The sequence below is a fragment of the Bradyrhizobium sp. STM 3557 genome (genome assembly GCF_045571465.1).
GTDB lineage: Bacteria > Pseudomonadota > Alphaproteobacteria > Rhizobiales > Xanthobacteraceae > Bradyrhizobium.
This window is the reverse complement of record NZ_CP120697.1, coordinates 1,282,661-1,309,256: the sequence shown is the minus strand read 5'-3', so window position 1 is coordinate 1,309,256 and position 26,596 is coordinate 1,282,661. Positions and strand designations below refer to the sequence as shown.

15 protein-coding genes, 1 tRNA gene and 7 pseudogenes are annotated in these 26,596 nt (G+C 62.0%); 10 read left to right on the top strand and 13 right to left on the bottom strand.

The genetic code is table 11. From position 1 onward, the window contains the following. Nucleotides 1–436: 436 nt before the first annotated feature. Together P6U24_RS05885 and P6U24_RS05880 are read right to left on the bottom strand one after the other, a co-directional pair. On the bottom strand, nt 437–1,351 hold the full coding sequence (locus tag P6U24_RS05885; protein WP_407158234.1) for a helix-turn-helix domain-containing protein: 915 nt from the start codon (nt 1,349–1,351) through the stop codon (nt 437–439). 452 nt (nt 1,352–1,803) lie between these two features. Beyond that, nucleotides 1,804–2,754 (bottom strand): c-type cytochrome, encoded by a 951-nt coding sequence (locus P6U24_RS05880; protein WP_407158233.1) that lies wholly within the window; start codon nt 2,752–2,754, stop codon nt 1,804–1,806. A gap of 481 nt (nt 2,755–3,235) precedes the next feature. Between P6U24_RS05880 and P6U24_RS05875 the strand changes: the two genes are divergently transcribed. The 4 genes from P6U24_RS05875 (at nt 3,236) to P6U24_RS05860 (ending at nt 7,068) form a co-directional block, all read left to right on the top strand. Further along, the gene (locus tag P6U24_RS05875) at nt 3,236–3,448 is read left to right on the top strand and encodes a hypothetical protein (RefSeq protein ID WP_407158232.1); all 213 of its coding nucleotides are present in this window, start codon (nt 3,236–3,238) and stop codon (nt 3,446–3,448) included. Nucleotides 3,449–3,599: 151 nt separating this feature from the next. Further along, a complete protein-coding gene (gene selA, locus P6U24_RS05870; RefSeq protein ID WP_407158231.1) occupies nt 3,600–5,000 on the top strand; it encodes an L-seryl-tRNA(Sec) selenium transferase in 1,401 nt (466 codons plus the stop codon). Between the two features lie 25 nt (nt 5,001–5,025). Then, nucleotides 5,026–7,023 (top strand): selenocysteine-specific translation elongation factor, encoded by a 1,998-nt coding sequence (gene selB / locus P6U24_RS05865; protein WP_407160795.1) that lies wholly within the window; start codon nt 5,026–5,028, stop codon nt 7,021–7,023. Beyond that, nucleotides 6,976–7,068: transfer RNA gene (locus P6U24_RS05860), tRNA-Sec, on the top strand. Before selB ends, P6U24_RS05860 begins: the two co-directional genes overlap by 48 nt. Before the next feature lie 14 nt (nt 7,069–7,082). Here P6U24_RS05860 and selD read toward each other — a convergent pair. The 5 genes from selD to fdnG form a co-directional block, all read right to left on the bottom strand. Continuing rightward, nucleotides 7,083–8,129: a selenide, water dikinase SelD gene (selD, locus tag P6U24_RS05855; RefSeq protein ID WP_407158230.1), complete on the bottom strand. Its 1,047-nt coding sequence runs from the start codon at nt 8,127–8,129 to the stop codon at nt 7,083–7,085. 93 nt (nt 8,130–8,222) lie between these two features. Beyond that, entirely contained in the window at nt 8,223–9,059 is an 837-nt protein-coding gene (gene fdhE, locus P6U24_RS05850; RefSeq protein WP_407158229.1) for a formate dehydrogenase accessory protein FdhE, read from the bottom strand. A gap of 116 nt (nt 9,060–9,175) precedes the next feature. After that, nucleotides 9,176–9,832, bottom strand: coding sequence for a formate dehydrogenase subunit gamma (locus tag P6U24_RS05845; protein WP_407158228.1), 657 nt, complete (start codon nt 9,830–9,832; stop codon nt 9,176–9,178). After that, a complete protein-coding gene (gene fdxH / locus P6U24_RS05840) occupies nt 9,829–10,740 on the bottom strand; it encodes a formate dehydrogenase subunit beta (RefSeq protein ID WP_407158227.1) in 912 nt (303 codons plus the stop codon). The genes P6U24_RS05845 and fdxH overlap by 4 nt, the downstream gene beginning before the upstream one ends. Before the next feature lie 12 nt (nt 10,741–10,752). Then, nucleotides 10,753–13,824 (bottom strand): formate dehydrogenase-N subunit alpha, encoded by a 3,072-nt coding sequence (fdnG, locus tag P6U24_RS05835; protein WP_407158226.1) that lies wholly within the window; start codon nt 13,822–13,824, stop codon nt 10,753–10,755. 674 nt (nt 13,825–14,498) lie between these two features. Between fdnG and P6U24_RS05830 the strand changes: the two genes are divergently transcribed. From P6U24_RS05830 to P6U24_RS05815, 4 genes and pseudogenes are all read left to right on the top strand, one after another. Further along, nucleotides 14,499–14,654 carry a hypothetical protein gene (locus P6U24_RS05830; RefSeq protein WP_407158225.1) on the top strand — a complete coding sequence of 52 codons (156 nt, stop codon included), beginning with the start codon at nt 14,499–14,501 and terminating at the stop codon, nt 14,652–14,654. 319 nt (nt 14,655–14,973) lie between these two features. Then, nucleotides 14,974–15,624 (top strand): annotated as a pseudogene (locus P6U24_RS05825) (cupin domain-containing protein); the annotation flags it as partial. A gap of 118 nt (nt 15,625–15,742) precedes the next feature. Continuing rightward, nucleotides 15,743–15,868, top strand: a pseudogene (locus tag P6U24_RS05820) (oxalate decarboxylase); the annotation flags it as partial. Nucleotides 15,869–15,999: 131 nt separating this feature from the next. Then, a complete protein-coding gene (locus P6U24_RS05815; RefSeq protein WP_407158224.1) occupies nt 16,000–16,197 on the top strand; it encodes a hypothetical protein in 198 nt (65 codons plus the stop codon). 678 nt (nt 16,198–16,875) lie between these two features. Here P6U24_RS05815 and traG read toward each other — a convergent pair. The 6 genes and pseudogenes from traG to P6U24_RS05785 form a co-directional block, all read right to left on the bottom strand. Further along, a pseudogene (traG, locus tag P6U24_RS05810) lies at nt 16,876–18,443 on the bottom strand (IncP-type conjugal transfer protein TraG); the annotation flags it as partial. Nucleotides 18,444–18,532: 89 nt separating this feature from the next. Then, nucleotides 18,533–20,255, bottom strand: a pseudogene (locus P6U24_RS05805) (relaxase/mobilization nuclease domain-containing protein). A gap of 1,345 nt (nt 20,256–21,600) precedes the next feature. Continuing rightward, nucleotides 21,601–22,788: pseudogene (locus P6U24_RS05800) on the bottom strand (DUF932 domain-containing protein). A gap of 366 nt (nt 22,789–23,154) precedes the next feature. Next, a complete protein-coding gene (locus tag P6U24_RS05795; protein ID WP_407158223.1) occupies nt 23,155–23,466 on the bottom strand; it encodes a DUF736 domain-containing protein in 312 nt (103 codons plus the stop codon). A 984-nt stretch (nt 23,467–24,450) separates the two neighbouring features. Beyond that, a pseudogene (locus P6U24_RS05790) lies at nt 24,451–24,585 on the bottom strand (transposase); the annotation flags it as partial. Between the two features lie 565 nt (nt 24,586–25,150). Further along, nucleotides 25,151–25,444, bottom strand: coding sequence for a hypothetical protein (locus P6U24_RS05785; RefSeq protein WP_407158222.1), 294 nt, complete (start codon nt 25,442–25,444; stop codon nt 25,151–25,153). A 545-nt stretch (nt 25,445–25,989) separates the two neighbouring features. On the opposite strand from P6U24_RS05785, the pseudogene P6U24_RS05780 reads away from it, so the two are divergent. Further along, nucleotides 25,990–26,217 (top strand): annotated as a pseudogene (locus P6U24_RS05780) (cytochrome P450); the annotation flags it as partial. Nucleotides 26,218–26,238: 21 nt separating this feature from the next. Then, the gene (locus P6U24_RS05775) at nt 26,239–26,379 is read left to right on the top strand and encodes a hypothetical protein (protein ID WP_407160817.1); all 141 of its coding nucleotides are present in this window, start codon (nt 26,239–26,241) and stop codon (nt 26,377–26,379) included. Nucleotides 26,380–26,596: the final 217 nt, after the last annotated feature.

The window sequence follows — 26,596 nt, the reverse complement described above, 5'->3', positions numbered from 1 at the left end:
CGCGCAGGAATCGTTCGCGGCGGATGCTCCCGAAAATCTCTCGTGGAATTTCAAGCGAGCAAATGCTCTATTTCAAGGAAGGTCGGGCGCGGGTCTCGGCCGTCTTGCGTTTGCGCATTCGCAATTCGAGCGATCGCGACAGCTTCGGCAGCAGGATCTACCTTGGGCATCGAAAGATGAGCTGGGGCTCGGCGCTCCCCGGACGGCCGATAGCGATCGCTTCGGATCGTTCGCTGGTAATCTCCAAGCCCGAGTCTCAGCGATCTTGTCGCGTTCCGAAGAGCCCGGTCATTCTTCCCCCTGACAGCGCCGCAAAGTTCGGTACGAAGCTTCGACCAATAAGGGGCCAGTTTGTCTCCACAATTCAACGGTCTTATCGCAGATAATCCACCCAGCGGGCGGCGTCGGAACCTGACGCGTCGTTCCGGGCCTTGCGTCAGGCACTGGGTGGCCGCCGTCGCACATGACATGCCCCCCCGGGGGCGTGACCGAACCGTTGGCGGAACGCTCGGGCAAAACTCGTGTAATCGCGATAGCCGGAAGCGTAAGCTATCGCGCTCAGAGGCTGACCCGACTTCAGCGACGCACGGCGTTCGATGTTGCGCGCAGCTTGATCCAGGCGTAGTGATTGAATGACGCCGCTGCAGGTACAACCGCGATTCGTGAACAGTTTTTGAAGATAACGTAGCGAGATGCCGGCCTCGGCAGCAATCTCTTGCGGACCGAAATCTGGGTCTGGAAACCGATCCTTGATGATATCGCAGATGCGATTGAACAGCCGGTCTGACTGAAGAGAGCCTACTGCTGGGTCCGCTGGTGCGAATAGTGCTCCGAGCAGATCATAAACCGCCAGCTGCATATAGTTGCCAGCCAATATAGGTACCGGTTCCTCGTCTTCGACAGCATCCAGAACGAGTTGGAACAGCAGGCGTGATGCACGCGTTCTAGAGCGGCCACTGAGGCCGCCGCGTGGCTCGAACCCAAGTGTGGAGATCAGATGCTGGCGAGGCAACTGCAGGACAATCCACTGTTCGTGGCCATCATTAAGATACGTCGCTGGACGGGCACATTCTATGAAAGCGACATCTCCCACGCCCAGTGCTACGGCCTGATCATTTTGAATGATCGTTGATCGTCCAGCGACCTGAAATACAGCAAGGCAGTGATCAACACCGTCAATGCGAATATCCCTTTGCGTCCGTTCGCAACGACATTTATTATTCCTGATTTCCGACACATTAAGTCCGAAGATGTGCCGGGAGCGAACCCTGCCGGCAAAGGCTTTAGGGTTATCTATCGTGTACAGCCCGAAATTCGGGCGCAAAAGATCCCGCCACTGTTCGTAGTTCAACTCGGGCGTCTCGAGAAGGTGGGCACTCCGCATCAGCGCCTAGATCCTTTTAAGAGTGATTTGGAGTTCCTAAAAGAGGCTCTCAATCCGACTCTTTCAACGGCTCAAGCAATCAAATCCTGGAGAAACGCGGGATGAGTATGATCACAAACGCGATTGGCATCCAAGGCGCAAGCGGACTTTGGCCCGCCAACGGGATTCAGGTGAAGAAGGCCAAATCGGTCCGCGCCCAAATTGAGCAGATGTCGGGCTATCGTTCCAACCTCAGGGGAGAAGAAATGGCCCGTCTTGTGGAGGCACCATGGCTCGGGCGGGTCCCGCGCGCAAATCGAAACTGCCAGCGCCTCACGGCGCTGGGAGCACGGTGCTTACCAATGTGCCGGGCTCCGCGGCCGCGCTGACGAATCCGTCGGCGTGCTCCAGTGTGCTGATGCTCGAGAATACAACCGGAATTAGGGGGTGGGCATATGCGTCAGGTACTGATAGATCGCAGCCAGCTCGTCATCATCCATTTTCCCGACTGAGCGCCACGGCATCTGTTCGCTGATTTGATAACCGTTGGGGTCGATGCCGGTGCGCATGGCTGCGACGAAGCCGGCCAGCGTCCAGTCCTTGACCAAGTTCAGGTCGGGTCCGAGCGGTGCCAACTGCCCAGGCACGCCTCCGGTCAGTTTCTCACCGTGGCACTCACGGCAGTCCTGGTACGACAGGATGTACTCGCCGAACTGATAGGTCGGTCCTTTCGGCGGCCCTGAGACATGGCCGGTGATGATCGGCTTGCCACTTGGCAGCATGCCGGCACCGAGCATGGCTAGGCCGAGCATATTCATGTGATCGGGCGGATCCGGCGTCGGATCTCCTGCTGCGGGCAGGCTACGGATATACGCGATCACGGCCTTGATATCGTCATCGGTGAGCCGGCCGGCCCTGATGTAGGACATCATTGTCAGCCACCGGCCCTCTGCATCAATGCCGTTACGAATGGCGCGGAAGATCTCGCCATCGGACCAGTGCTTCAAGGGCCCAGCCGGAGTAAGATTTGCGGCCACGAAGGATCCAATTGGAAACTGGAGCTCCACAGCGAGATCGTAGCCGCCGGTAAGCGTACCGGTGTGTGAATGGCAGGCGCCACAAAGACCGTCGGCGATATCCTTGCCACGCGCAACGAGTTCCGGTGTAGCCGCAACCGCGATGTCCGGGATGGGGGCTGAGCGGCTGTGCTGCTTGACCATCCCCAACGACATGAGCGCTCCGGCGGACAACACCGGAACGGACAGCAGCGCCAAAAAACCTGTGCCGCCCCATTTGACGATGTGGTTTTTGGCGCGCCAAGTGCGGAAAGCGGACCACGCCAATAATGCGGCCATGACGATCAACGCCAGCAGTCCAACGATATTTTGCATGGTACTCCTAGACACATGATGCGCACGAGAAAGTGAGCTGAGCAGAATGGGAATTTGCCGGTGGCTCACGCTGACGATGTATCTCGCAACGACGGCCGGCGGCGCGCCATCGCAGATAGGCCACGGAACGGAGGGGGTCGTGGGTCTAACGCGCCCTTTCGTGCCTTACGTCGCGCACTCGGCCGGCGTTGTCGCCCTGCACATGAAGGCCGAGTGCGTGACCAGCAGCAGCCATGTGATCAGACGCGTGTGGATCGGGAGCAAGGTGCTAATTGCGCAAGTCACGGGCGCCGACCATGTCATGGTCGATGCCGAAGGACCCTTCGCAGGACGGGGTTCTCCACCCGACCGGTGGCGAGGGGCGTTCACGTGTCTATGGCAGATCTGGGCCTGCGACCTTCCGCAGCTCGCTGGCGTCGCCGCGGCGGGGTGGCACGTACTGTTGGGCGGTCCGAGCCCGATCGACATCATGGACCTGCCGATGAGCATCAAGACCGGATATGGGGCACTCTTCGACCACATCACACTCCAAGAGTTGCTCGGGCGTGCCGCAGCGCTCAACTGTTCGACTGGATTGCGCGCGGGTGCCCTCAAGGTGACGATCGGCGCCACCTATCCACTGACGTACGCGCGCGCATCCCGACATGGAGCGCCGCGCCAGCACGGGAAAGCTGCTGCTGCCGTACGTGCGTGACCCGCGCGCCGGGATCATGGGCGGACCCAGCCTAGCAGCAGATCGGCCCGCGCAACCGACTTGCGGCGCGGGAGAGATTTTGCGGCAGGAGATTGGTTTCTGGTGCAAAGCTCCTGATATCATCGACGGAGACCATCAAACGGTTGTGAGAATGCCGGACCTACCTTCTTTTCGCGATCTTCCCTCGGTAAGCGCCCTGCTCGGCGCCGCCGAAACGGCGCCGCTCATCGAGCTCTTTGGCCTCCGAGCGGCGACCGAGGCGCTGCGCGCCGTTCTCGAGGAGGCGCGTGCGGCGATTAGGCGCGGCGACAGCAACCCGCCGTCCACCGACAAACTCGTGGCAAGCGCGTCCCGCCTGCTCGCGCTCAAGGATCGCTCGTCGCTGCGTCCGGCCTTCAACCTGACCGGTATCGTCCTGCATACCAATCTTGGTCGCGCAGTGCTGGCGCAGGCGGCGATCGAGGCCGCCACGGCCGCGATGCGCGATGCGGTCGCACTGGAGTTCGATCTTGCCACGGGCAAGCGCGGCGAGCGCGACGATCATGTCCGCGACCTGCTGTGCGAGCTGACGGGCGCGGAGGATGCCACCATCGTCAACAACAACGCCGCCGCGGTGCTGCTCTGCCTCAATACGCTTGCCGACGGCCGCGAGGCGATTGTCTCGCGCGGCGAGCTGATCGAGATCGGCGGCGCGTTCCGCATGCCCGACATCATGGCGCGCGCAGGCGCCGTGATGATCGAGGTCGGCACCACCAACCGCACCCACCCTAAGGATTATCGCGCGGCGCTGAATGAGCGCACCGGCGTGATGCTGAAGGTTCACACCTCGAACTATCGTATCCAGGGCTTTACCGCTGAGGTCGACGCGAAGGAGCTCGCTGCAATCGCGCGGGAGGCGAGCGTGCCGCTATTGCACGACCTCGGCTCCGGCACGCTGATCGACCTGTCCCACTACGGCCTGAAGAAGGAGCCGACGGTGCGCGAGACGGTCGCCGACGGCGCCGGTCTCGTCACCTTCTCCGGAGACAAGCTGCTCGGCGGCCCGCAGGCCGGCTTCATCGTCGGCCACAAGGCGTGGCTTACGGAGATCAACCGCAATCCGATGAAGCGCGCGCTACGCGTCGACAAAATAAGACTGGCGGCGATCGAGGCGACGCTGAAGCTCTATCGCGACCCGGACCGTCTGGTGGAGCGGCTGCCGACCGCGCGATGGTTGGCGCGGGCACACGCTGACATTGCGGCGCAGGCCGCGCGTATGCTGCAGGTGCTGGCCGGCGTGCTCGGCGGCAGCTATGTGGTTGAGCTGACGGATTGCGATAGCCAGGTCGGCTCCGGGGCGCTGCCGCTGGACACCATGCCGAGCGCAGGCTTGATCGTACGCGCACAAGGTGGAGCCGCGCTGGACCGGCTTGCGGCCGCACTGCGCGCGCTGCCGCGACCGGTGATCGGACGGATCGTCGATAACGGCCTGCTGCTCGATCTGCGCTGCCTGGACGACGAGGCAGAGTTCGTCGCCACGCTCTCTGCGCTGCACCTGCCTAGGGCGTCCTAACCGTGCCTCGATCGGAAACATCTCGATGATTATCGGCACATCGGGCCATATCGACCACGGCAAGACCGCGCTGGTCAAAGCGTTGACTGGCGTCGATGCCGATCGCCTCAAGGAAGAGAAGGCACGCGGCATCACCATCGATCTCGGCTTCGCTTATTTGCCGATCGAAAGTGGCGACATCCTCGGCTTCATCGACGTGCCCGGCCATGAGCGCCTCGTGCACACGATGCTGGCCGGAGCCGGCGGCATCGACTATGCACTGCTGGTCATTGCTGCCGATGACGGCGTGATGCCGCAGACGCGCGAGCACCTCGCCATCATCGACCTGCTCGGCATCAGCAATGGCATCGTCGCGTTGAGCAAAGCGGACCTTGCATCAGCAGAGCGGCTCGTGGAGATTTCGCGGCAGATTCGCGATGTGCTGGCGGGCACGACGCTGGCGGACGCCGAGATCCTCCCGGTCTCCACTGTCAGCGGCGAAGGCATCGATGCGTTCCGCGCGCGCCTAGTTGCAGCGGCACGCGTAGCGACGCGCCATGCCGCCGACAGCCGGTTTCGGCTTGCGGTCGATCGCTGCTTCACGCTGACCGGCGTCGGGGTCGTGGTGACTGGCACAGTGCTATCGGGTTCGGTCACGATAGACGATCAAGTCGTCGTCAGCCCATCCGGGCTGAAGGCGCGGGTACGTTCGATGCATGTGCAGAACCGCCCCGCACAACGCGCGCGGGCCGGCGACCGCTGCGCACTCAACCTCGCCGGCGATGGAATTACGAAGGACGCCATTCAGCGCGGCAATGTCGTGCTCACCCCTAGCCTGCATGCGCCGACCGACCGGATCGATGCGCGGCTGCGCTTGCTGTCAAGCGAGGCCAAGTCCATCCGGCAATGGCAGCCGGTCCGGCTGCATCATGCCGCGGCCGAGGTCGGCGCGCATGTCGTCCTGCTCGATGACAAGCCGCTGGCGCCGGGCGAAGAGGCCGATGTGCAGCTCGTGCTGGACCATTCGATCGCGACAGCAGTGCCCGACCGCTTCGTGATCCGTGATGCCTCCGCGCATCGCACAATCGGCGGCGGCAGCTTCATCGACCTGCGTCCGCCGCAACGGCGCCGCCGCACGCCCGAGCGACAGGCGCAGCGGGCGGCGCTGGCGATTGCCGATCATACCGAGGCGCTCGCAGCGCTGCTACAGACGTCGCCGTTCGCCTGGGACATCACTGCATTCCTGAGGGACCGCGCGCGGCCGGAAAGCGACGAGAACAGCCTGATCAGAGAATTGCAGCTGGTTGCCCTCTCTACCGGCGCGACGCGAGTCGTGCTTACGATCACATATTGGCGACAGCTCGTGAGCGATATCATCGCGCAACTTACAACGTTCCATGCCGAAAATCCGGATCGACAGGGCATCGGCCGCGAGCTGCTGCGTCTGTCATCAAAGCCGCGCCTGACGGTGCCGGTTTTCACCGTGGCACTGGCGCGCATGGCCGCGGATCGAGAAATCGTACCGGACGGCGCCTTCGTTCGCCTCGCCTCGCACAGCGTACGCATGTTGGCCAAGGACGAGGAGGCATGGGATGCGATCGCGCCACTGCTTGCCGGCGAGACGCGTTTCCGTCCGCCGCGCGTGCGCGATATCGCGAACGAGACGGGGCGGCCGGAGCGCGACGTGCGCCGACTGTTGAAGCTTGCCGGACGCATGGGCCGCGTCGATGAGGTCGCGCACGACCATTTCTTCCTGCGCGATACGGTGCATGAGATGGTCGGCATCGTAGCGGACCTGTCGGCCGCGGCGCATGATGGCAGCTTCACCGCTGCGCAGTTTCGCGACCGCGTCGAAAACGGACGCAAGGTCGCGATCCAGATCCTCGATTTCTTCGATCGTCACGGTGTGACGCTCAATCGCGACGACATCCGCCGCGTCAACAAACACCGGGTGGACTTGTTCGGCCCCTTGGTGCAATCGTCCAGTGCTAGGAATGGAAGAGGATCGTCCCCGGTGGGATGTCCGGACTTCAAATCCGGGTGAGGCAGCGAGCCTGTCTTTGGTGGGTTCGACTCCCACCCTCTTCCGCCTTGCTCTGCCCCCTAAATGATCTCGACCGCCGGAGCACCTTCCGCAACTGAACCGATGATGCTTGCGCGCGGATAGCCCGCACCCTTGATGGACGCACGAAGCGCCTGGGCGCGATCCGGCGCACACGCGATCAGCAAGCCGCCGGAGGTCTGCGGGTCAGTGAGCAACGCGCGCTGCCAATCTTGGAGCAACGGCGGCAGCACCACCTGCTCTCCATAACTCGCCCAGTTGCGCCCTGAGGCGCCGGTGATGTAGCCCGCTTTCACCAGCCGCTCTGCGTCAGCAAGTAGCGGAATCTTGTCCCAGGCGATGGTGAGGCGCATGCGGGCGCCGCGTGCAAGCTCCAGCCCGTGGCCGAGCAGGCCGAAGCCGGTGACGTCGGTGATGCCATGCACGTCTGTGTCGCCGCCGAGCACTTGTCCGATTTTATTCAGAAGCGTCGTCGAGGCGATCATCTCGTCGTAGGCTCCGTCAGGCAGTGCCTGCTTCTTGAACGCCGCCGAATAGACGCCGACGCCGAGGCCCTTGGTCAAGATCAGCACATCGCCTGGCTGCGCACCGGAATTCTTGCGCACGTTCTCCGGGCGGCAGAGGCCGATCACGGCCAACCCATAGATCGGCTCAACGGAATCGATCGAATGGCCGCCGGCGACCGGAATGCCGGCCTCGGCGCAGATCGAGGCGCCGCCGGCAAGGATCGCGCGGACGGTCTCGATCGGCAGCTTGCCAAGCGGCATGCCGAGAATGGCAAGGGCCATGATCGGCCGGCCGCCCATCGCGTAGATGTCGGAGATCGCGTTGGTTGCGGCGATGCGGCCGAAATCACGGGGGTCGTCGACCACGGGCATGAAGAAATCAGTGGTGGCGATCACACAGGTCTCGTCGTCGATCTGCCAGACTGCAGCATCGTCGCCGGTCTCGGTGCCGACCAGGAGCTGCGCGAACGGCGCGGCCTTCGGCTGGTCGGCCAGCAGCTTCTGCAGCACCGACGGCGCGAGCTTGCAGCCACAACCTCCGCCGTGGGCGAGGTCGGTCAATCGGACAATGGGGCTCAACATCTGAAACTCCCGGCCTGATGCGCGATGGCGACGATAGTCGCCTCATCCGAAGTAGGCTGCGCGCGCGCCGCTCACAAGTGCGGAAATGAAACGTCACCCCACCAGCAGCAGGGGATGCGGCGCATGGCGCGACCAGCCGGCCTCAGCAATCAGCATGTCGAGGCCGAGCGAGGCCAGATCATCGGCGAACGGATCGGCCTTCATGTCCTGCTTCTGGTAGATCATTTTTGAATAGGTATGGCACGCCTTGCAGGTTTCCGCCTTCACCACCCCGTTGTCGCCTTCGACGCCCTCCAGCGTGACCGATTTGGAATCGCCGCAGGTGATGCAGACCGCGCGCACGTGGTTCCACGCGGTGGCGCATAACGAGCAGTGCAAATAGCGTGTGCCAGGCGTCGCGCCCGAAGCTGTGACAAAGCCTGCGCTCGGCGTCGAGCCGCAGGCCGGACATAGTCCGCGCTGCGGCAAAAGCTGCAGCGATGGCTGCGGGAGGCGCGCTGCCATCCGGACAAAATAGACCTGCAAAGCGGCCGCGACGTACAGCGCGGATGCGGCATCAGAAGCCACGACACGCCCATGCAAGAAGGCGTCGGCCAGCTGCTCCCGGGCCGACGCATCGTTCACATGCAACGCCGCTATGGCCTCGCGCGCCGGCGCAGGCACCTCAGGCGTGTCAAGATGGTCGTGCAGAATGACAAAAGCCGAGTGCCATGAAGCGGACCTGCGATGGCCGTCCGCGGCGAGCGGCGGCAGGCCTGCCGCCACCGCTTGCGCGATGGCAGACTGAGGCAGCGCATCCGGAGCAGGGCCACTCGTTGTAGCGACGTGCTGGGCGCGCGCGAGCCGTCCCATGAAGCGCAGCCAATCTTCCATCGGATGGCCCGCGGCCAAGATATCCAGTCGCTCCGCCGTTGCGCCAAAGCGCCTCAACGGGTCGGGCAGAAGGATCGGCTCCGGCGCCTTGACGCCGCCGAGCGGACCATCCCATTTGCCTTTCGCCGCGACCTCACCCTGTCTCAACGCATCATCCCTTCATCGCCACCTATTCATTGCCGCCGGGGCAGCGGCCCGCGCGAGCCGGTCTCGACTAGCCGCCGCAGCCATTTGCGATGATGGCGATAGGCCCAGCCGGGCGTCACCCAGCCATGCATCATCGCCCGCATCGACCCCCTGATCCACAGGCCGGCATAGACATGGGTGATCCAGACGATGATCGCACCGATCGCCGCAAGGCTATGGACCAGAAGCGCAATCCGCTGCTGCTCGATGGTCGTGTAGCCTGAGAAGTAATATTCCCAGATCACGAGCCCGGTGAAGAACAGCACGGGCACCAGCAGCGCCATCGCCCAGAACACAAATTTCTGGCCGGCATTGAAGCGCGGCACCTCGGGCACGCCCTCCTCGTTGTTGACGAGGACACGGTTGATCGCACGCAGCCACGCGATGTCATCCCGTGACGGTAACTCGTCGCGCCAGAACTGCACGATCATGCCCATGTAGCTTGCGAACAGCACGCAGCCGATCCAAGGATGCGCCGCGCGCGTCCATTGCCCGCCGCCGAACAGGTTCGACAACCAGAACAGGAATGGATGGAACATCGACAGACCCGACAGCACGAGCAGCGTGAAGCAGATACCGGTGATCCAGTGATTGATCCGGCTCGCGGTCGAGTAGCGAATGATGGTGCCCGGAGGATAGGTCATTTCAGCCCCTCTCCCGCGCTCAGCAGCCGTTCGGCCTCGGCTTCGTCCTTTGCCTCGACCTCATTCGGTCCGGCCATGATCCAATGCACGAAGCCGGCGATCGCGGTGAAGGCGATGCCCGCCAGCGCCACCGGCTTGATCAGGCCCTTCCAGAAGCCGACAAAATTGCTGACATGCGGATTCGCCGGCAGACCACTGTAGATCTCCGGCTTGTCGGCGTGATGCAGCACGTACATGACGTGGGTGCCACCGACGCCCGGCGGATCGTAAAGGCCGGCATTCTCGAAGCCGCGCGACTTCAACTCCTTAACGCGCTCGCCGGCCCAATCCTTCATGTCGCTCTTGGCTCCGAACATGATTGCGCCAGTCGGGCAGGTCTTCACGCAGGCCGGCTCGAGGCCGACACCGACGCGATCCGAGCACAGCGTACACTTATACGACTTGTGGTCCTGAGGGCTGATGCGCGGAATATCGAACGGGCAGCCCTTCACGCAATAGCCGCAGCCGATGCAGGCATCGCTCACAAAGTCGACAATGCCATTGGCATATTGCACAATCGCGCCCGGCGCCGGACAGGCCTTGAGGCAGCCAGGGTCCTCGCAATGCATGCAGCCGTCCTTGCGGATCAGCCATTCGAGATTACCCTGATCGCTCTCATATTCGGTGAAACGCATGAGCGTCCACACCGACGGACCGAGGTCCATCGGGTTCTCATAGGCGCCCTCAAAGTGTCCGATCTCCGGACGCAGGTTATTCCACTCCATGCAGGCCGACTGGCAGGCCTTGCAGCCGATACAACGGGTTACGTCGATCAGCTTGGCGATCTCCTGCTCGTGATTGCGTGCGGCGGGCGGCGTCAACGTCGTCGCCGACCGCCTGATGTAGTCCTGGGATTGCAAATCCGCCATCGCTCAGCTTCCTCAGACCAATGGTCCCATGGCCTTCTCGACGTTGACCAGAAACGCCTTGAACTCCGGCGTTTGTGTGTTGGCGTCGCCGACCGACGGTGTCAGCGTGTTGGCGCCGTAACCTTTGCGCGCCTGCCCGGTGAACCCCCAATGCAGGGGAATGCCGATCACGTGGGTCGGCTTGCCGTCGACCAACAGCGGCTTGATACGCTTGGTGACATAGGCCTTGCAGACGACGAAACCGCGCTTCGAGGACACACGGACCCAGCCCCCCTGCGCGATATCCTTCTCCTTCGCGAGCGCCTCGCCGATCTCGACGAACTCCTCCGGCTGCAGGATCGCGTTGATCAGCGCGTGCTTGGTCCAGAAGTGGAAATGCTCGGTCAGGCGATAGGTGGTGCCGACATAGGGGAATTCGGCCGAGGTGCCGAAATCCCTGCGATCGCCGTCGAACACCCGCGCGACCGGATTGGAACTCACCTTCGGATGCAGGATGTTGGGCAGCGGCGATTCCAGCGGCTCGTAATGCTCGGGGAACGGCCCATCCACCATCTGGTCGCGCGCGAACAGCCGGCTCTGGCCCTCGGCGTTCATGATGAAGGGACCGACGCCGTCCGATGGCTTGGTGGTCGGCGTGTAGTCCGGTACGTCGATGCCGATCCACTGCTTGCCGTTCCATTCGATCAACGGCTTGCTCCGATTCCAGGGCTTGCCCTCGAGATCGGCGCTGGCGCGGTTGTAGAGGATCCGCCGGTTGGCGGGCCACGCCCAGGCCCAGTTCGGCGCAATACCCTGCTCGCGCGGATCGGTGGCATCGCGCCGCGCCATCTGGTTGCCCTTCTCGGTAAAGCTCCCTGAGAAGATCCAGCAGCCGGACGCGGTGGTGCCGTCGTCGCGCAGTTGCGCGAAGCCGTCGAGCAGCTTGCCGCTCTGCACGGTCACCGTACCGGTTGCATCCTTGAGATCGACCAGCGCGCGGCCGTTCATGTCTTTCGCGAGCTCTTCCGGCTCCGGGTCGGTCGGATCGGTGTAGTCCCAGGTCACATTGAGCAGCGGATCGGGGAAGGCGCCGCCTTCCTTGCGATAGAGCTCGCGCATCTTGTGGAAGATCGCGCTCATGATCCAGATGTCGGACTTCGCCTCGCCCGGCGGCTCGGCGGCCTTCCAGTGCCATTGCAACCAGCGCGCCGAGTTGACCAGCGAGCCGTTCTCCTCGGCAAAGCAGGTGGTCGGCAGCTGGAACACCTCGGTCTGGATCTTCGACGGATCGGTCGGATTCTGCGGGCCAAAATCCTCCCAGAACCGCGACGTCTCGGTGTCGAGCGGATCCATCGTGACCAGGAATTTCAGCTTGCTCAGGCCGCGACGGATCTTGCCCCGATCCGGAAAGGCCTGCATCGGGTTGAAGCCCTGGCAGATATAGCCGTTGATCTCGCCGTTGTTCATCATCTCAAAGGCGCGGATGATGTCGTAGAGCGGCACATCGAGCTTCGGCAGCCAGTCATAGGCCCACTCGTTCTCGGCCGTTGCAGCCTCGCCGAACATGGCCTTCTGGAAGCTGACGAAGAACTTCTTAGTGTTCTGCCAATAGCTGATCTGACCCGGTCGCAGCGGCTTGAACTGCCGCGTCGACATGTACTCGTCGAACGTCGTCTCGTGGTCGGCCGGCAGGTTCATATAGCCGGGCATCTGGTTGGACAGCAGGCCGACATCGGTCAGCCCTTGGATGTTGGAATGGCCACGCAGCGCATTCATGCCGCCGCCGGCGACACCGATATTACCGAGCAGGAGCTGGACCATCGCCATCGCGCGGATGTTCTGCGACCCGACCGAATGCTGCGTCCAGCCGAGCGCGAACAGGCTGGTCATGGCCTTGTCTGGCGCCGATGTGCTGGCGATCAGCTCATAGACCTGCAGGATCTTGTCCTGCGGGGTGCCACAAATGCGCGACACCATATCGATCTTGTAGCGATCGACATGTTGGCGCAGCAGACTCATCACGCAACGCGGGTGCTGCAAGGTCTCGTCCAGCTTGGCAAAGCCATCGTCGTCGAGCTCGTAGTCCCAGCTCGAACGATCGTAGGTCCGGTTCTCCTCCTTGTAGCCGCTGAACAGCCCCCCGCTGAAGCTGAAGCCCTCCTTCACGATCAGACCGGCGTTGGTATAGTGCCGGACATAGTCGTGCTGGATAGCGTGCTTTTCCAGCAAATAGTGGATGAGCCCGTTAAGGAAGGCGATGTCAGTGCCGGGCCTGATCGGCGCATACATGTCCGCAACCGACGCCGTTCGTGTGAAGCGCGGATCGACGACGATGAGCTTGGCGCCGTTCTCGATCTTCGCCTCGATCACCCATTTAAAGCCGCACGGATGCGCTTCGGCGGCATTGCCGCCCATCACGATCACAACATTGGCATTCTTTATGTCCTGCCAGGTGTTGGTCATCGCACCGCGACCGAATGATGGGGCCAAACTGGCCACCGTCGGTCCGTGTCAGACACGCGCCTGGTTGTCGAACACTACCATGCCGAGCGAGCGCGCCACCTTCCAGGTCAGGTAGGCGGTCTCGGACGAGGATGCCGATGCCGCCAGCATGCCGACACTGGTCCAGCGGTTGACGGTCGTGCCGTCGTTGTTCTTGGCGATGAAGTTCTTGTCGCGCTCGTCCTTCATCAGCCGCGCGATCCGGTCGATCGCAAAATCCCAGCTCACATCCTTGAACGTGTTGCTGCCGGGCTCACGATAGCGCGGCGCCTTCAGCCGCGTCGGCGCATGGACCACATCCAAAAGGGCTGCGCCCTTCGGGCACAGCGTGCCACGATTGACGGGATGATCCGGGTCGCCCTCGATATGGATAATGTCAGAGCGCGCATTCTTGGCGCGGTCACCCATGCTGTAGATGAGGATACCGCAGGCCACCGAGCAATAGGTGCAGGTGTTGCGCGTTTCCGTGGTCGCCGACAGCTTGAACGGCCGCACCGCAGCGGCCAACGCCTCGCCGGTGTAGCCGAATCCCAACGCGCCGAGACTGGAGGCCGCGAGACCTGCCCCGGTCAGTTTTATGAAACCGCGACGGCTCAATTCCATCGTCAGTGCTCCCACATGACATTCCACTCAATGGCGCCCGCATCGAACCGGATCGGTCCACGGACCGATGAGCGTATGACCATCCTCCTGGATGCAGCTGATCGCAGATATCCGCGTCAAGCCGCGTGACCTGCAGGTCAGCCCCGCATCTCAGCGGTGGCCGGTCAACTTCGACATCATCGCTGCTTAGCGCGCAGCCGCACCACGCTTCAAATACCTATATCGTACGCATGGGCGAGGCACCTATACCTTGGAGCGCCGTCAGGGCTGATGATCGTGCTTAATCGAAAAACGGCGACTCCAACGCTCGGCTTCTCGATCTGCACCTGGCTGAAGCTAGCGATCGCTGATCCTACGGCATGATCCTGGCCTCCGGAGCTGTCGCGGGTCTGGATCGGCAACCTGATTCGCTTGCTTCGCCTCGACCGAGGGAAGCCCGATCCCGACAGCCAGCCGCGAGCGGCGAGTCCGGTTATTTCCTCGGCAACTGCCGCAGTTGCGGCGATCAAGCAGTTTCCAACGGACGTATTCGTCACCAACAGTGGCTATGGCAGCGTCAACCAGGCCATGAGCGTTGGCCTTCCCCTGGTCTGCCCCGGCCTGGCCGAAGACAAGACCGACGTGAACACGCGCGTGGACGGTCCGAGCTCGGGATCACGTGGAGACAAACGCGCTTGCGTGACACGGTGCGGACCGATCTCGAGTCGAGAAATCGCCGACGCGCCTCGCTGCTGCCCGACGAGTTCCGCATGATCGACACCCGAGGCGACATCACCCGCGAGATCAAGGTTGGCCCGATCCGGCACCAAAGCCGCCCGATGCCTCAATGAGCTTCTGTAATCACGGGGGCGAGGTCGCCCTGGTCCACGCAGCCTAGCACAATGCGCCGCATATTCGGGCATCGAGTATGAGATGAGGTGATCAGGTCGCCTGTGATTGCCTATCAGTATGCCTCGTGGGATCAATGCAGCAAACGCATCTTTCGGCTGAAATGCTTTCACTTCGGCCGGAGTTCGAATCCGCACACATCCCGATCGTCGCTACTCACGTACTTTGGCAACTGCTGCATCGGCTGCATGACCCTCGACTATCCTGGACGCACGTCCGCGATAACGATGCTCAATAGTGCCGTGCCACTGGAAACAACCCATGGACTCGATTTCACGTCGTCAAATGCTCGTCGCGACTACTGCCAGCGGTCTATTGACAACAACTGCAGTCGCGCAAGCGCAAACGGGAAGCGCCGCTCCTCAGCCACAGCGCCCAGGCCGCGGCGGCTCTGATCCAGGACCGCGTAATTTGGCACGAGACCAACAGAATCCAGATATTCTCGTGCCACCTTTGACCGATCACGGCTCACTGCCGAACCTGCGATTCTCGTTCTCTGATGCCCACATGCGGCTGGAGACAGGTGACTGGACCCGCCAGGTGACCCGGCGTGAATTGGGCGTGGCCACAGCACTGGCCGGCGTCAACATGCGTTTGAATGCCGGGGGTGTGCGTGAGATGCACTGGCATAAGGCTTCCGAGTGGGCCTACATGCTCCATGGAACAGCTCGTATCACGGCAATCGATCCTGAAGGTCGCTACTTTGTCGACGATGTCGGTGCCGGCGATCTTTGGTTTTTCCCCTCCGGAACACCGCATTCAATCCAGGGGCTCGGTCCCGACGGCTGCGAGTTTCTTCTCGTGTTCGACGATGGCGATTTCGACGAAGACAACACGTTCATGATCAACGACTGGTTCAAGCATACACCGAACGAGGTGCTCGGCAAGAATCGGAGTATCGGCCTCATTGTTTGGCCACACGCCGGAGGAAAGCGAGCGTTATATTTTCCCGGCTCCATTGCCCGGCCCGCTGAGCTCGGACGGCATTCGGGGCTCAACCCCTGTGGAGACAAGCTATACGTGGCGCTTGATGGTGCAGGAACCCATTCGAACGAAGGGCGGAACCGTGCGCGTCAACGATTCTCGCTTGTTTCCGATCAACACGACGACTGCAGCTGCGCTGGTCGAGGTAAATCCAGGCGGAATGCGCGAACTGCACTGGCATCCGAACGGAGATGAATGGCTTTGCGTTATCGAAGGTGAGGCTCGGATGGCGTATTTGCGGGCCAAGGCCAGGCGCGTACGTTCGATCTCAGGGCGGGAGACGTCGGCTACGTCCCGGTCGGTATGGGTCACTATCTCGAGAATACAGGTTCTACTCCATTTCGATTTCTTGAAACATTTAAGAGCCGTTACTTCGTGGATTTCTCTCTGGACACGTGGATGGGATCGACCCCACTGGAGGTTGTCGATGCGCATCTACAGCTGCCTCGAGAAGTGATGGACGCGCTGCGGAAGACCAAGGCTCTGGTCGTACCGGAGTAGAACACAAGAAGTGTGGCGAACCCCGCTTCTCACTTTTGTTTAGCGCCGCGCTGCAATGGCGGCGACTCAATGGCGAGCGGGATGGCCGATACTAGGCGTCATCTCGCCAGATCAAAGATGTTTGTGTTTTGCGCAATTGGATCAGAACGATCTCACCAAATTCATCGTACGCTTCCGGAAAGCCTCCGCTGGCCGATAGAAAAAAGCCTGAGCCTGTCATCGCGGTATTCGAGGCCCGGCTTGGGACCAGAGCCGGTCCACTGACAGCCGACCTGGTGACGAAGTCGGCGCCTCTGGTTGACCCAACTCAGTTCTCGCTTGCCCGCCCAGCACTCGTTCAGGCGCTAGATGCGTCCACCTATCCACCTAGTCAGTCGCAGCGGGGCTATCCCTCCTGCCGAAGCGCGGAAAGGCGAGTCCCGCGGCCGCGCAAATCGCACGTTCAGTCGAGAGCAGCAGAAGGCGGTAGCCATCCTCCTCGTAGAGCGGGTACTGGCCGACTTCGTAGCACGCGCGCACATACTGTAGCGCCGCGGCTGCTCCTTTCAGGCTTCCCGGCACCGTGGTGGCGAGCCGACGCGAGGCCTTTATTTCAGCACGACCAAGTGCTCCTTCCGCCCCGCAGAGGCCGGTCAACTTGGCCTCCAGCTCAGGCCGTCCGCCGCCGGGCGCACGCCGCAGCTCGCGCTCGGCAGCATCTTGCTCGGCGAGCAGGTGCCCCAGTTCCTCGAAGGCTCGGCGGTGGCCTTCGATTGCATCGAAGACCGGGTCGGGCGCGGTCGAAACACCAACGCTTTCGCGCATCTCGGTTGCTGTCCCGAGCGCGTCCGATACGCGCTTGGCGGTGCGCTCGTCATTGGTGGAGAACGCGATCCGGATGTGGCAATTATCGAGTATCGCGTGATTGGGGCCATAGGCGCGTTCAAGCTGGTTCAGGCTCTGCGTGATCAGGAAGCTTCGGATCCCGTAGCCTGCCATGAAGGTTAGCTGACTTTCGAAAAAATCCAGCCGGCCGAGGGCCGCAAACTCATCGAGCATCAGCAGCAGCTTTTGCCGGCGTCGGTCGGTATCCAAACTTTCGGTCAGCCGCCGTCCAATCTGATTAAGGATGAGGCGCATCAGCGGCTTGTGCGGGCGATGTCGGAGGGCGGGATCACCAGATACAGAGATATGGGTTGATCCCCATCAACCAGATCACGGATGCGCCAGTCGCTTCGGCCCGTCACCTTGGCGACCACGGGGTCGCGGTAAAGTCCCAGGAAGCTCATGGTCGTCGACAACACGCCCGATCGCTCGTTCTCACTCTTGTTGAGTAGCTCGCGCGCCGCCGAGGCCACCACCGGATGGACGCGCTCGCCGAGGTGCGGTGTCGCCAGCATGGCGTTCAGGGTTACCTCGATTGGGCGTAACGGGTCCGACAGGAAGTTGGCGACCCCTGCCAGCGTCTTATCGTCCTCGGCGTGAAGGACGTGTAGGATGGCACCGACAAGCAAAGAATGACTGGTTTTCTCCCAATGATTGCGCCGCTCCAGTGCGCCTTCGGGATCAACGAGAATGTCGGCGATGTTCTGCGCATCGCGTACCTCGTTGTCTCCTTTACGGATCTCGAGCAATGGATTGTAAGCGGCGCTCGCGGGATCGGTCGGATTAAACAGAAGCACCGACCCGAACTGAGCGCGAAAGCCGGCGGTCAATTGGAAGTTTTCGCCCTTGATGTCGTGAACGATCGTCGAATACGGCCATGTGAGAAGGGTCGGAATGACGAGACCGACTCCCTTTCCCGACCGGGTCGGCGCAAAGCACAACACGTGCTCGGGGCCGTTGTGTCGCAGGTAGCGGTCGCCCAAACGACCGAGCACGACGCCATCGGGTCCAAGAAGGCCGGCACGGCGCACCTCTCTTGGATCGGCCCAACACGCTGATCCATAGGTCGTGACATGCTGGGCTTCCTTTGCCCGCCAGACCGACAGGATAACAGTAACGACCATGGCCGCGATCCCGCCGCTTGCGGCGATGCAGCCACCCTGGAGGAAAATCGTCGGCGCATAAGGGTCGAATTTGAACCACCAGATGAATAGGGCCAGTGGTTGATACATGGGCCAGGGCCCGATCATGAACCAGGCGGGCCCGAGCTGCCGCTGAAAGCCGAGTTGCCAAGCGGTCCACTCGGTGGCCGTCCAGAGAAAGGCGAGCACGAGCAGCGACGCAATGAGAAGCTGGCCCCAGAGGATTTTGGTTGCGGACATGCGCGGAGGTGATGCCCGCCTTGTGCAATATTCAAAGACAATCCGCTCGCCATCGTAGTCAGACGCGAGGTGGCGTAGAAATCGGATGGTCAGAGCGCGAGGTCGCGCTTGCGTCCAAAACTCCATTCAACGCCACCGGGACCGGCAATGCCGTTCACATGCCTGCCAAGCTCGCGTTCCAGGGAAGGTATCCAGGGTACGAGCTGAAAGCCCAGGCCGTTGTCGATCATCGCGTAGCGGCCGGAAGCAAGCGACAGCCGTTGGCGATAAACTCCTGTGACGGCCTCCCCTGGCTCGGCCGGCAGATGCGACAGTCCTGTTTCGGAGGCGAGGCGCCGCCCGACCGCATCGAGTTCGCGGCTGCGCAGCGTACCTACAAGATTGCGCCCGATGGTGACCTTATCTCCGTCGCGGCGAGCAAGCCCCTGCTCGGCTAACCTATCGATCCGCCGATCGAGTGCAGTACGAACCTCGGCGCCGAAACCGGCAGGTGAAAGCTCGCCACCTTCTCGGGCGACCAGCCGGCGATCAAGCCAGGTCGCCCCCTCCGCGGCCACCTGTTGGTCGAGAATGAGATCCGAGCGGACCGCAAGCGCGACCCGCTGACGGCCCCCTGCATCGTCGAAACGGCGCAGCTCCACAATACCGCCGATGGGCCCATCACCGGCCGCTTCGATATCAGGGAGCTTGAGATGATGAACGCGCCCGTCGATGCCGTCGCCGATAGCGAATCCCGAGCCCCTCAACTCGTCATCCAGCCCGCGGGCGATGAGGCGGCCGATCACGGGCTCGCCATGGCGTTCGCCTTCGAGCGCCCAGGATGACGGGGCGCGTGTGGTGCCATCCTTCGTAAGGCTCTTGTGCAGGCGCTTGATGATATCGCCGCGCTCGCCCAGCTCGTGCAAGCGTTGCTCCGCGTCAGCCGCTAGCACCCAACGTGCTGGTCCCGCAGGTTCAGCCAGACCCAACCGCTCCAAGGTCCGCTCCGGCCAATTCGAAACTCCCGCAGCGGATCAGGCGTGGCATCCCGGCTTGGCCGGAGATCAACCACCCCATCCGCTGCGCCCGCTTCCCGGGCAAGCACCCGATCGATCCGTGTCCAGCGTTCGGCCGTCGTTTCATTCTCAAGGCCACGACGAACCTCAAGCTCCGATCGCGGGCCGAGCTCGCGGGTGACGAGATCACCGGCCCGGGCGCGCAAGCCCTTGAAATATAATCGCGGCTGATGACGAGGTCTTCGTCATCGATGCGGCCTCTCACGAGGATGTGGACGTGTGGGTGCTCCGTGTTCCAATGGTCGATGGCGACCCAATCAAGGCGCGTGCCGAGGTCGCGCGAAGCCTGGTCCATGAGCTCGCGGGTGAAGGTCCGTAAGCTTGAGAGCTCGCCGGCATCATCGGGCGAGACGATGAACCGGAAATGATGCCGGTCGTCCTTGCAGCGTTCAGTGAAGGCTCGGCCATCCGCCTCTTCTCCGGCCGCATCGAACAACCTGCCCTGCGACCCATCGCGGGTGACACCGTCACGCTGGAGATATCCGATATGGGCGCGCAGCGCGCCGGGCGATCGCATCCGCCGCACGACCCGTGCCTTGACGACAGCTCCGCGGGTGCGGCTGCCCAGGAGCCTTGACGCGGCAAGGCTCGCGGAGCGGCCACGCCCAAACGTGCTGCCGCGCCTCTGGCCCGCCCGCGAGAGACCGCCGGCTTTCTGCGCGGCCTGGAGCGCCTGCGCCAGGAACGGTTTTGTACGAGCCGCACGCGTCGAGCGGATGCGACCTGGATGGATGCGAAAATCGTCGTTTCCGGTCATCTTGAGCTCACGGGGTGTCGAAAGTTGAGCTGCGATAACGCGTTCCCGAAAGTCGCAAGGTGCGCCTGATATGGCGCAATGTTTGCCGGATCGCTGGAATTTTCAGGTAGCACCCAGCCCACCGACCGCGCGCACCTTGTGCGCTTTATCCTGCCCTCAACGGTCGTCTACTACCTGCTCTCATCCTGCCCACACACTAGAATACGAAAACTCCCGCCAAATGCGACAAAGTGCGATTGCCGGCAATTACTACATACCTCGCCAGATCAACGCACAATAGACCCGATTATGCAGGCTACCAATGCATAGCATTGACCGGAGATAGACGGACAAAGGTCAGAATCGATCGCTCGGTGGTTAGCTTATTCGCTTCCCGATCGCCCGACTCAAAGTGCTGGGTCCGCCGTCGGCCTGCAAGTTTATGGCTGAACGACCGAGTCCGTTGATCTCGATTTCCAATCGATCCTCTGCAAGCTATGCAGTATAGGCTCGCGAAGCTAGAAGCGGCCAATCTGCAATAAATTTTCTTCGTAGAGATCTGAATCCGCATTATAGGCTAGACCGCAGGTGCATAGGGTGTGAAAACTCCATTCCTTTTCTTCCCTGAGCCTTCGCTTTGCTTCCCGCTTTCTTGCGCGCCTTCTGATCCAGCCTCACTTCAGACGCCGATTTGCATTGGTCCTGCAATCGGAGATTCGCTAACTCCTCCGTGAGGCTGCTAACAACCTGCCGTCCAACTGCGGAATTCATGCCATCTTATTGCAGAATAACGGCATGGAATTCCCATTGCTCGTCCCCACCTGGGCGACGGTCTCTCGGCAATTCCGCTGCAGACCGGCTGCACTTGAGAACGCGGGCGGATGCTGGACAATCGTCTGTTCAAAGTCGTTAGGCTACGAAAATGCACCGCCGCCGATGGCCAAGGTTGAACGCAGCAGTAGTGCGTCGAGGCGGCGCGCTTCGTCCAACTTTCGTCGCGGCTGACGCGAATACGCGTGTCGATTATTCGGAAACTCTCGGCAGGAAGTAACCGACGGCACCGTCACTGCGGGTCAACGTCGTAGGCCATTTCCTGGCGTCGTGAAGTCGCGACAGCCGACGATCTTGCGAGATCGGGCAGCCGACGCAGTTCAAAGCCGCGGGACGAATTCGTCCGTCCGCTTGAACGTCGTACCTGTGATCGGTTGTTGGATTTCTGCGCTGTCGCGAGCCGGGCCGATGGCCCGGCGAGCCCCGGCCGTTTTCAAGCGGCCGGCCGCCGCTCAGGTTGGCCAGAGCGGCAGCGATGCAGATCAAAGGCACAGAGGAACGCGCAACCGGTGTCATCCGGTTGCGCGGGTCGTGTTTAGCTGGCACGCTCCATCAAGCGCTTGGCCTTGCCTTCGAGCTCCAATCTCGCGTCTAGATGCGCCTTGCCGTGCTGTGATGCCCTGCACGAAGTCGAAGACGCTCTCCGGCTTGCGGTTCTCCTCACCAAGAACGGCTTCAATGACCTTCGATGTCTCGGCCTTGGAAAAGCCGCTCTTACGCAAAAAGCTGTCCCGGTCCTCGTCGGTGCGGGCGACGATCCGCTGCCGGGCGGCTGCAATACCGGCGACAAACGGCGCAGGCGAGGAGTGGGCAGAGTTCGTTAATGCGGGCGCGGCCTCATGGGCAAACCGCTGCGCGGCAAACTTCGAATGTCGATGGTGATCTGCTCGAAATTCTCCACGCCCCAGAGATTGCGGTTCATGCAGACGGCGCGCAGATAGAAGCTGGCAATGCCAAGGGTCTTGCTACCGACCTCACTGTTCCAGCAGTAGAAGCCCCGGAAATAGACATCCGGCGAACCATCCGGCAGCCGTCCCGCTTCGATCGGGTTGGTGTCGTCGACCAGAAACAGGAACACGTCGCGGTCACTTGCATAGAGCGTGGTGTTGTCCCTGGTGACATCTACGAATGGATTGTGGGTCATGCTCGACCAGTCCAGCACGCCCGGCACTTTCCACCGTGCGTCACCGGTGCCATTGCCGGCGATCTGCATGACGGCGGCGACCAGTTCGTGATCCCAGATACGGCCGTAGTCCGGCCCGGTAACGGCGCGAAGCTCGACCCGGCCGCTGTCGGCTTCCAGGGTTTTGACCAGTGCGGCACAGTGCGACAGCAGGCCATGCTGCAGGTTGATGGCCGATAATGGGGTGGGCAGTTGCCGCAAGTAAACGGCGAGCGCGCCGACCAACGTGCACAATTGCGCAAAGCTCCAATGCATCGGCGCCACCGGTTCGTCACGACCGGGAACGATCAGGGCCAGCCGCTCGGCGTTGTCTCGGGCAGCTTCGACGCGAATGGATCGGCTTTCGACGGTGCGAGCCTGGGCGCACTCTGCCCGGCTGCGCACGGCGTCATAGAGGTCCGGCAGGTTCAGATATCTCTCGTCATCGGGTCGCGCAAACCACTCCGACGACACCCGGCCAATGCGCTGGCCGCGCGAGATGTCCACCCGGAATCCACCCGAAACCTTCTGCCCGCCGTGCTGAGAAACTGTCACGTTCATCGTCGTCTCCTGTCAGGTGAAGCGCAGCGCTGCGCTGCAACCCTGCCCGTCGGCGAGACCTGGGGAAGCAAGGGCAAGGGCGGCCGGGAGCGGAGGGGTATCCCCCGCCTGACAAGGGCGCGCGAGATCCGCGCGCGTCTGCACGCGTCGTTCCAGTCGAAAGTACTTAGATCAGATAAGAGGCGCGGAAGACCGGGGAGACCGCCCCGGTCGGTACGCTCTGTGCTCAACCCTCGCCCGCGCGAGGGCGGAGCCATTAGCAATCTCTTCAAAAAAAGCGCTCCTTCGTCTTCCTGAACAGCGGACGCAAGAAACACAAAAATGGCCCCGCCTCCGAAGAGGCAGGGCCGATGATCCAGCGCCAGATCACTCGCCGGCGCGGCGCGACCAGATCAGCGTGAAGCCGTCATCGCCGTCGACCTTGACCAGCGATGCGTAGAGCGGCGCCGGGAAGCTTGGATCGTCGAGCTTGACCGAGAGATATTCGCGGTCGCTGTCGCGGGCGGTCTTCTTCCAGGCCGCGCCGAATTCGGTGGGACCGGCAAAGATGCGATAGTCGGGCGCCTTCTCGTGGTCCTTCTCGGATGCAACGAACTTGGCTTTGACGTTCAGCGTCAGCGTCTTGATCGAACCGGTGTAGCCGTTGCCCGATGCGGTGAAAGTGCCGATGGTCGACATGGTGATCTCCGTCTGCTTGCTCGGGCCGCGCCCATCGCGGCCTCGATGGCGCCCTTGTGCCCGGGGGCGATCGGCCCGCAGCGCGCAGGGCCCACAGCGCAGCGGAGGACGGCGGAAGGCCGGCTTTTTTGACGTCCGCGAGGAATGCCGCCGCTTGGCGGCAGGGGAAAAAAGCTGGCTTTGAGCCGTTGCGAAGGCGATCGAGAACCTTCCGCCCCTCGGGCCGGATCAGCCATTCGAGGTCCGCGTCGACGCGTCATGACCGTACTGATGGCGAGAATATTGGCGACGGCCGCCGCCGACACAGCACAGGGACACGGCTCGCTCGCACGCTGCCGCGACCATCAACGGCAAGGACTGCGCATCCCGGCGACAAGCTGGACCGCTTCTTTCGCGTTCGCCGTGCACTGCTATCGACAGCAGTCACAGATCCGCCTGGGATCAACGCCGCCATCCGTTCGGCCTCCATCCCGTTGCCGCAACCGACTTCGAGAACGCGTGATCCTGCGACGAGCCGCAGCCGGTCGAAGGCTTGCGATCTGATTTCGCTGAACACTTCGGCTGCAAGCCTCAATTAGCGGTCGGCTGCCGCAGAATTACGATCTACCTTTCGCCAGTCTGGACTCATTTTGTCCGGACTCATTTTGATTTCTACCATTGTTGATGTTCCTCACGATGCTCCACCTCGACGATCTTCATCACGCGAGAGATTGGTGGATTAGACCACGCTGCATAGTGCCGCCGCTTCTAGTTATGGTAATGGAGGTGGCGCTACATCAACCGCACGCTTCGGCCAAGGATGCAATGCGATCGCCGCCATCGGCCGAACCGGGGACGTTAGCCGGTCTCTGTGTCGCGGATAATGCGGAATGCGCAGCCCGTGTTGCAGATGTAACCCGAGATGCTCAATGGGAGAGGTACGGCTTCAACCCGATCAGCCTTGCGGATGGTGTAAGGGCCGAACGCCAACGGCAGATCGCGTCAAGGTGCTCCAGATCGCAGAACCCAGAAAATACCATTGAGGACACGTCGGTCGTTCACACGACGAATGCCACGCGGTTTGTTCGGCAACATCGGCTTGATGGCAGCCCACTCATAGTTGACGAGTTCGTAGCGCATGTCGAACCCCCAGGTTGGGAGTTTGAATCACAGGAGTTCGGTCAAGCGCAATCCCGCTGAGACCATCGAAAATGCCCCTTAGCTGAAGTATGATATGGCATTGAGGTGCTGGGATAGCTTAACAAGAGCGTGCCCCGATGATTGAACTGCTGAAGGTTCAACCGGATGATCTCGGCGACAGTGGCCTCCGTCGGAATCTTCCTGCTACGCACGGCCGGACCATACAGGGTCAATCGCTGCCGAAGTGGGCTGCCCGCGCGACGTCTGCTCTTCCCTCGAAGCGAGCAGCACAGCGGGCATTCCGAATCGGCAGCTTCGGCCCAAGAGCTGCCATTGCGCAGCCCCTTTTTGCACGGCTGCGAGACGTGATTTGTTCGTGCGAGTACACCGTTGGCGACCGGAATCCAAGATTTCGGCGGTGCGCCAGGTTACTTTTGAAACGCTTTTCCCGTGAGCTGCAATCAAACCGCGATTTGTCCCCTCCAGAGTGCCGCTTCTCACTCCTACGGAAAGAGACGAAATGACGACGCTGGCGTCGACCGCAGGCGACCGGGCCATGGCCACTTCAGGTATCGGGGCGCAGTTCAAGCCCTTCGAACATCATGGCATGTACGCGTTTTTGGCGCGCGCCCGTGCCGAAGAGCCGGTGTTCTTCTGCCCGGAAATCAACCACTGGGTCGTGACGACGCGGGAGGATATTCTGCCCATGCTGCGGGATGCGACGCGTTTCTCGGCTGACATCGCGTTGGCTCCGGTCGTGCCCCTGGTGCCAGAGGCCTTGGCCATCCTGAAGGCTGGCATGGGCGCCGAACCGACGATGGTCAACGGCGATCCGCCAAAACACGACCGTCTTCGGCAAATCGCAGGGCGCTTCCTAAATGCCAAGCGCTTCCAGATGCTCGAACCCGACATACGTCGGCTGGCCCGCGAGGCCCTATACGCGCTTGAGGGTCGCGCCGAAGTCGATCTGGTTACCGACTTGGTGTACGAGTTCCCGGCCCAGGTCCTCTTCCTGCTGATGGGCATTCCGGCTGACGAGGCGCCGCGCATCAAGCGCTGGTCCGACTATCGCTTGCTGATTACCTTCGGAGACCTTTCACCGGAGGAGCAGCTGCGCGGCGCCCAAGACATGGTGGCCTACTGGCGCTACTGCGTCGCGCTCGTCGAGGATCGCCTGCGCCGCCCGCTGAGCGATTATGCAAGCTTTCTGATCGAACACCGCGGAGAGGTTGAACCGGCACTATCCGATAACGAGATCATGTCGTTAGTCTTCGGGCTACTGCAGCAGGGCACGAGACCACCACCAACCTCTCCGGCAACGCGCTACTGGCGCTGCTTAGCCACCGCCCCAGCTGGCAGGCGATCTGCAGCGACACCTCCCTCATTCCTACCGCGGTTGAAGAAGTGCTGCGGTTTGCCTCCTCGGTTGTGTGCTGGCGGCGTAGGACCCGAGAGGCGACGGTGGTGCAGGGAATCACCATTCCCGCCAACGCCAACATTCTGCTTGCCCTCGGCGCCGCCAACCATGATGCAAGGCTATTTCCCGAGCCCGACCGCTTCGACATCAGGCGGCCGAATGCGCACGAGCATGTCTCCTTCGGCAAGGGTACGCACTTTTGCATGGGTGCACCCTTGGCCCGACTAGAGGTTAGGGTGCTGCTCGAGGAGATCGTCAGGCGCTATCCAGCGCTTACCCTGGTGGAGGAGCAGCACGTCGAATACATCCGCACCATCGCCTTCCGCGGTCCCAAGCGCTTGATGGCCCGCCTTGAGCCCGTTCGTGTCAGTACCTAGCGGCTAGTTGACGATGTCGCTCGGCATACCAGCGTGAATTTCGCCCCGGGTCCGGCGCGCTGAGGGTGGGCGCGTGTCGGCGTCGGATCATCGCTGCGAGTCGCAACCAAGACTGGCTTGGATGCCCTGATAAGAAGCCCGAGGTCTCACATGGGTCGAAATCGCCGTTTGAGAGGGCGGCTGACCTGCCGCTAAGAATTTGCTCCAGAACGATTTA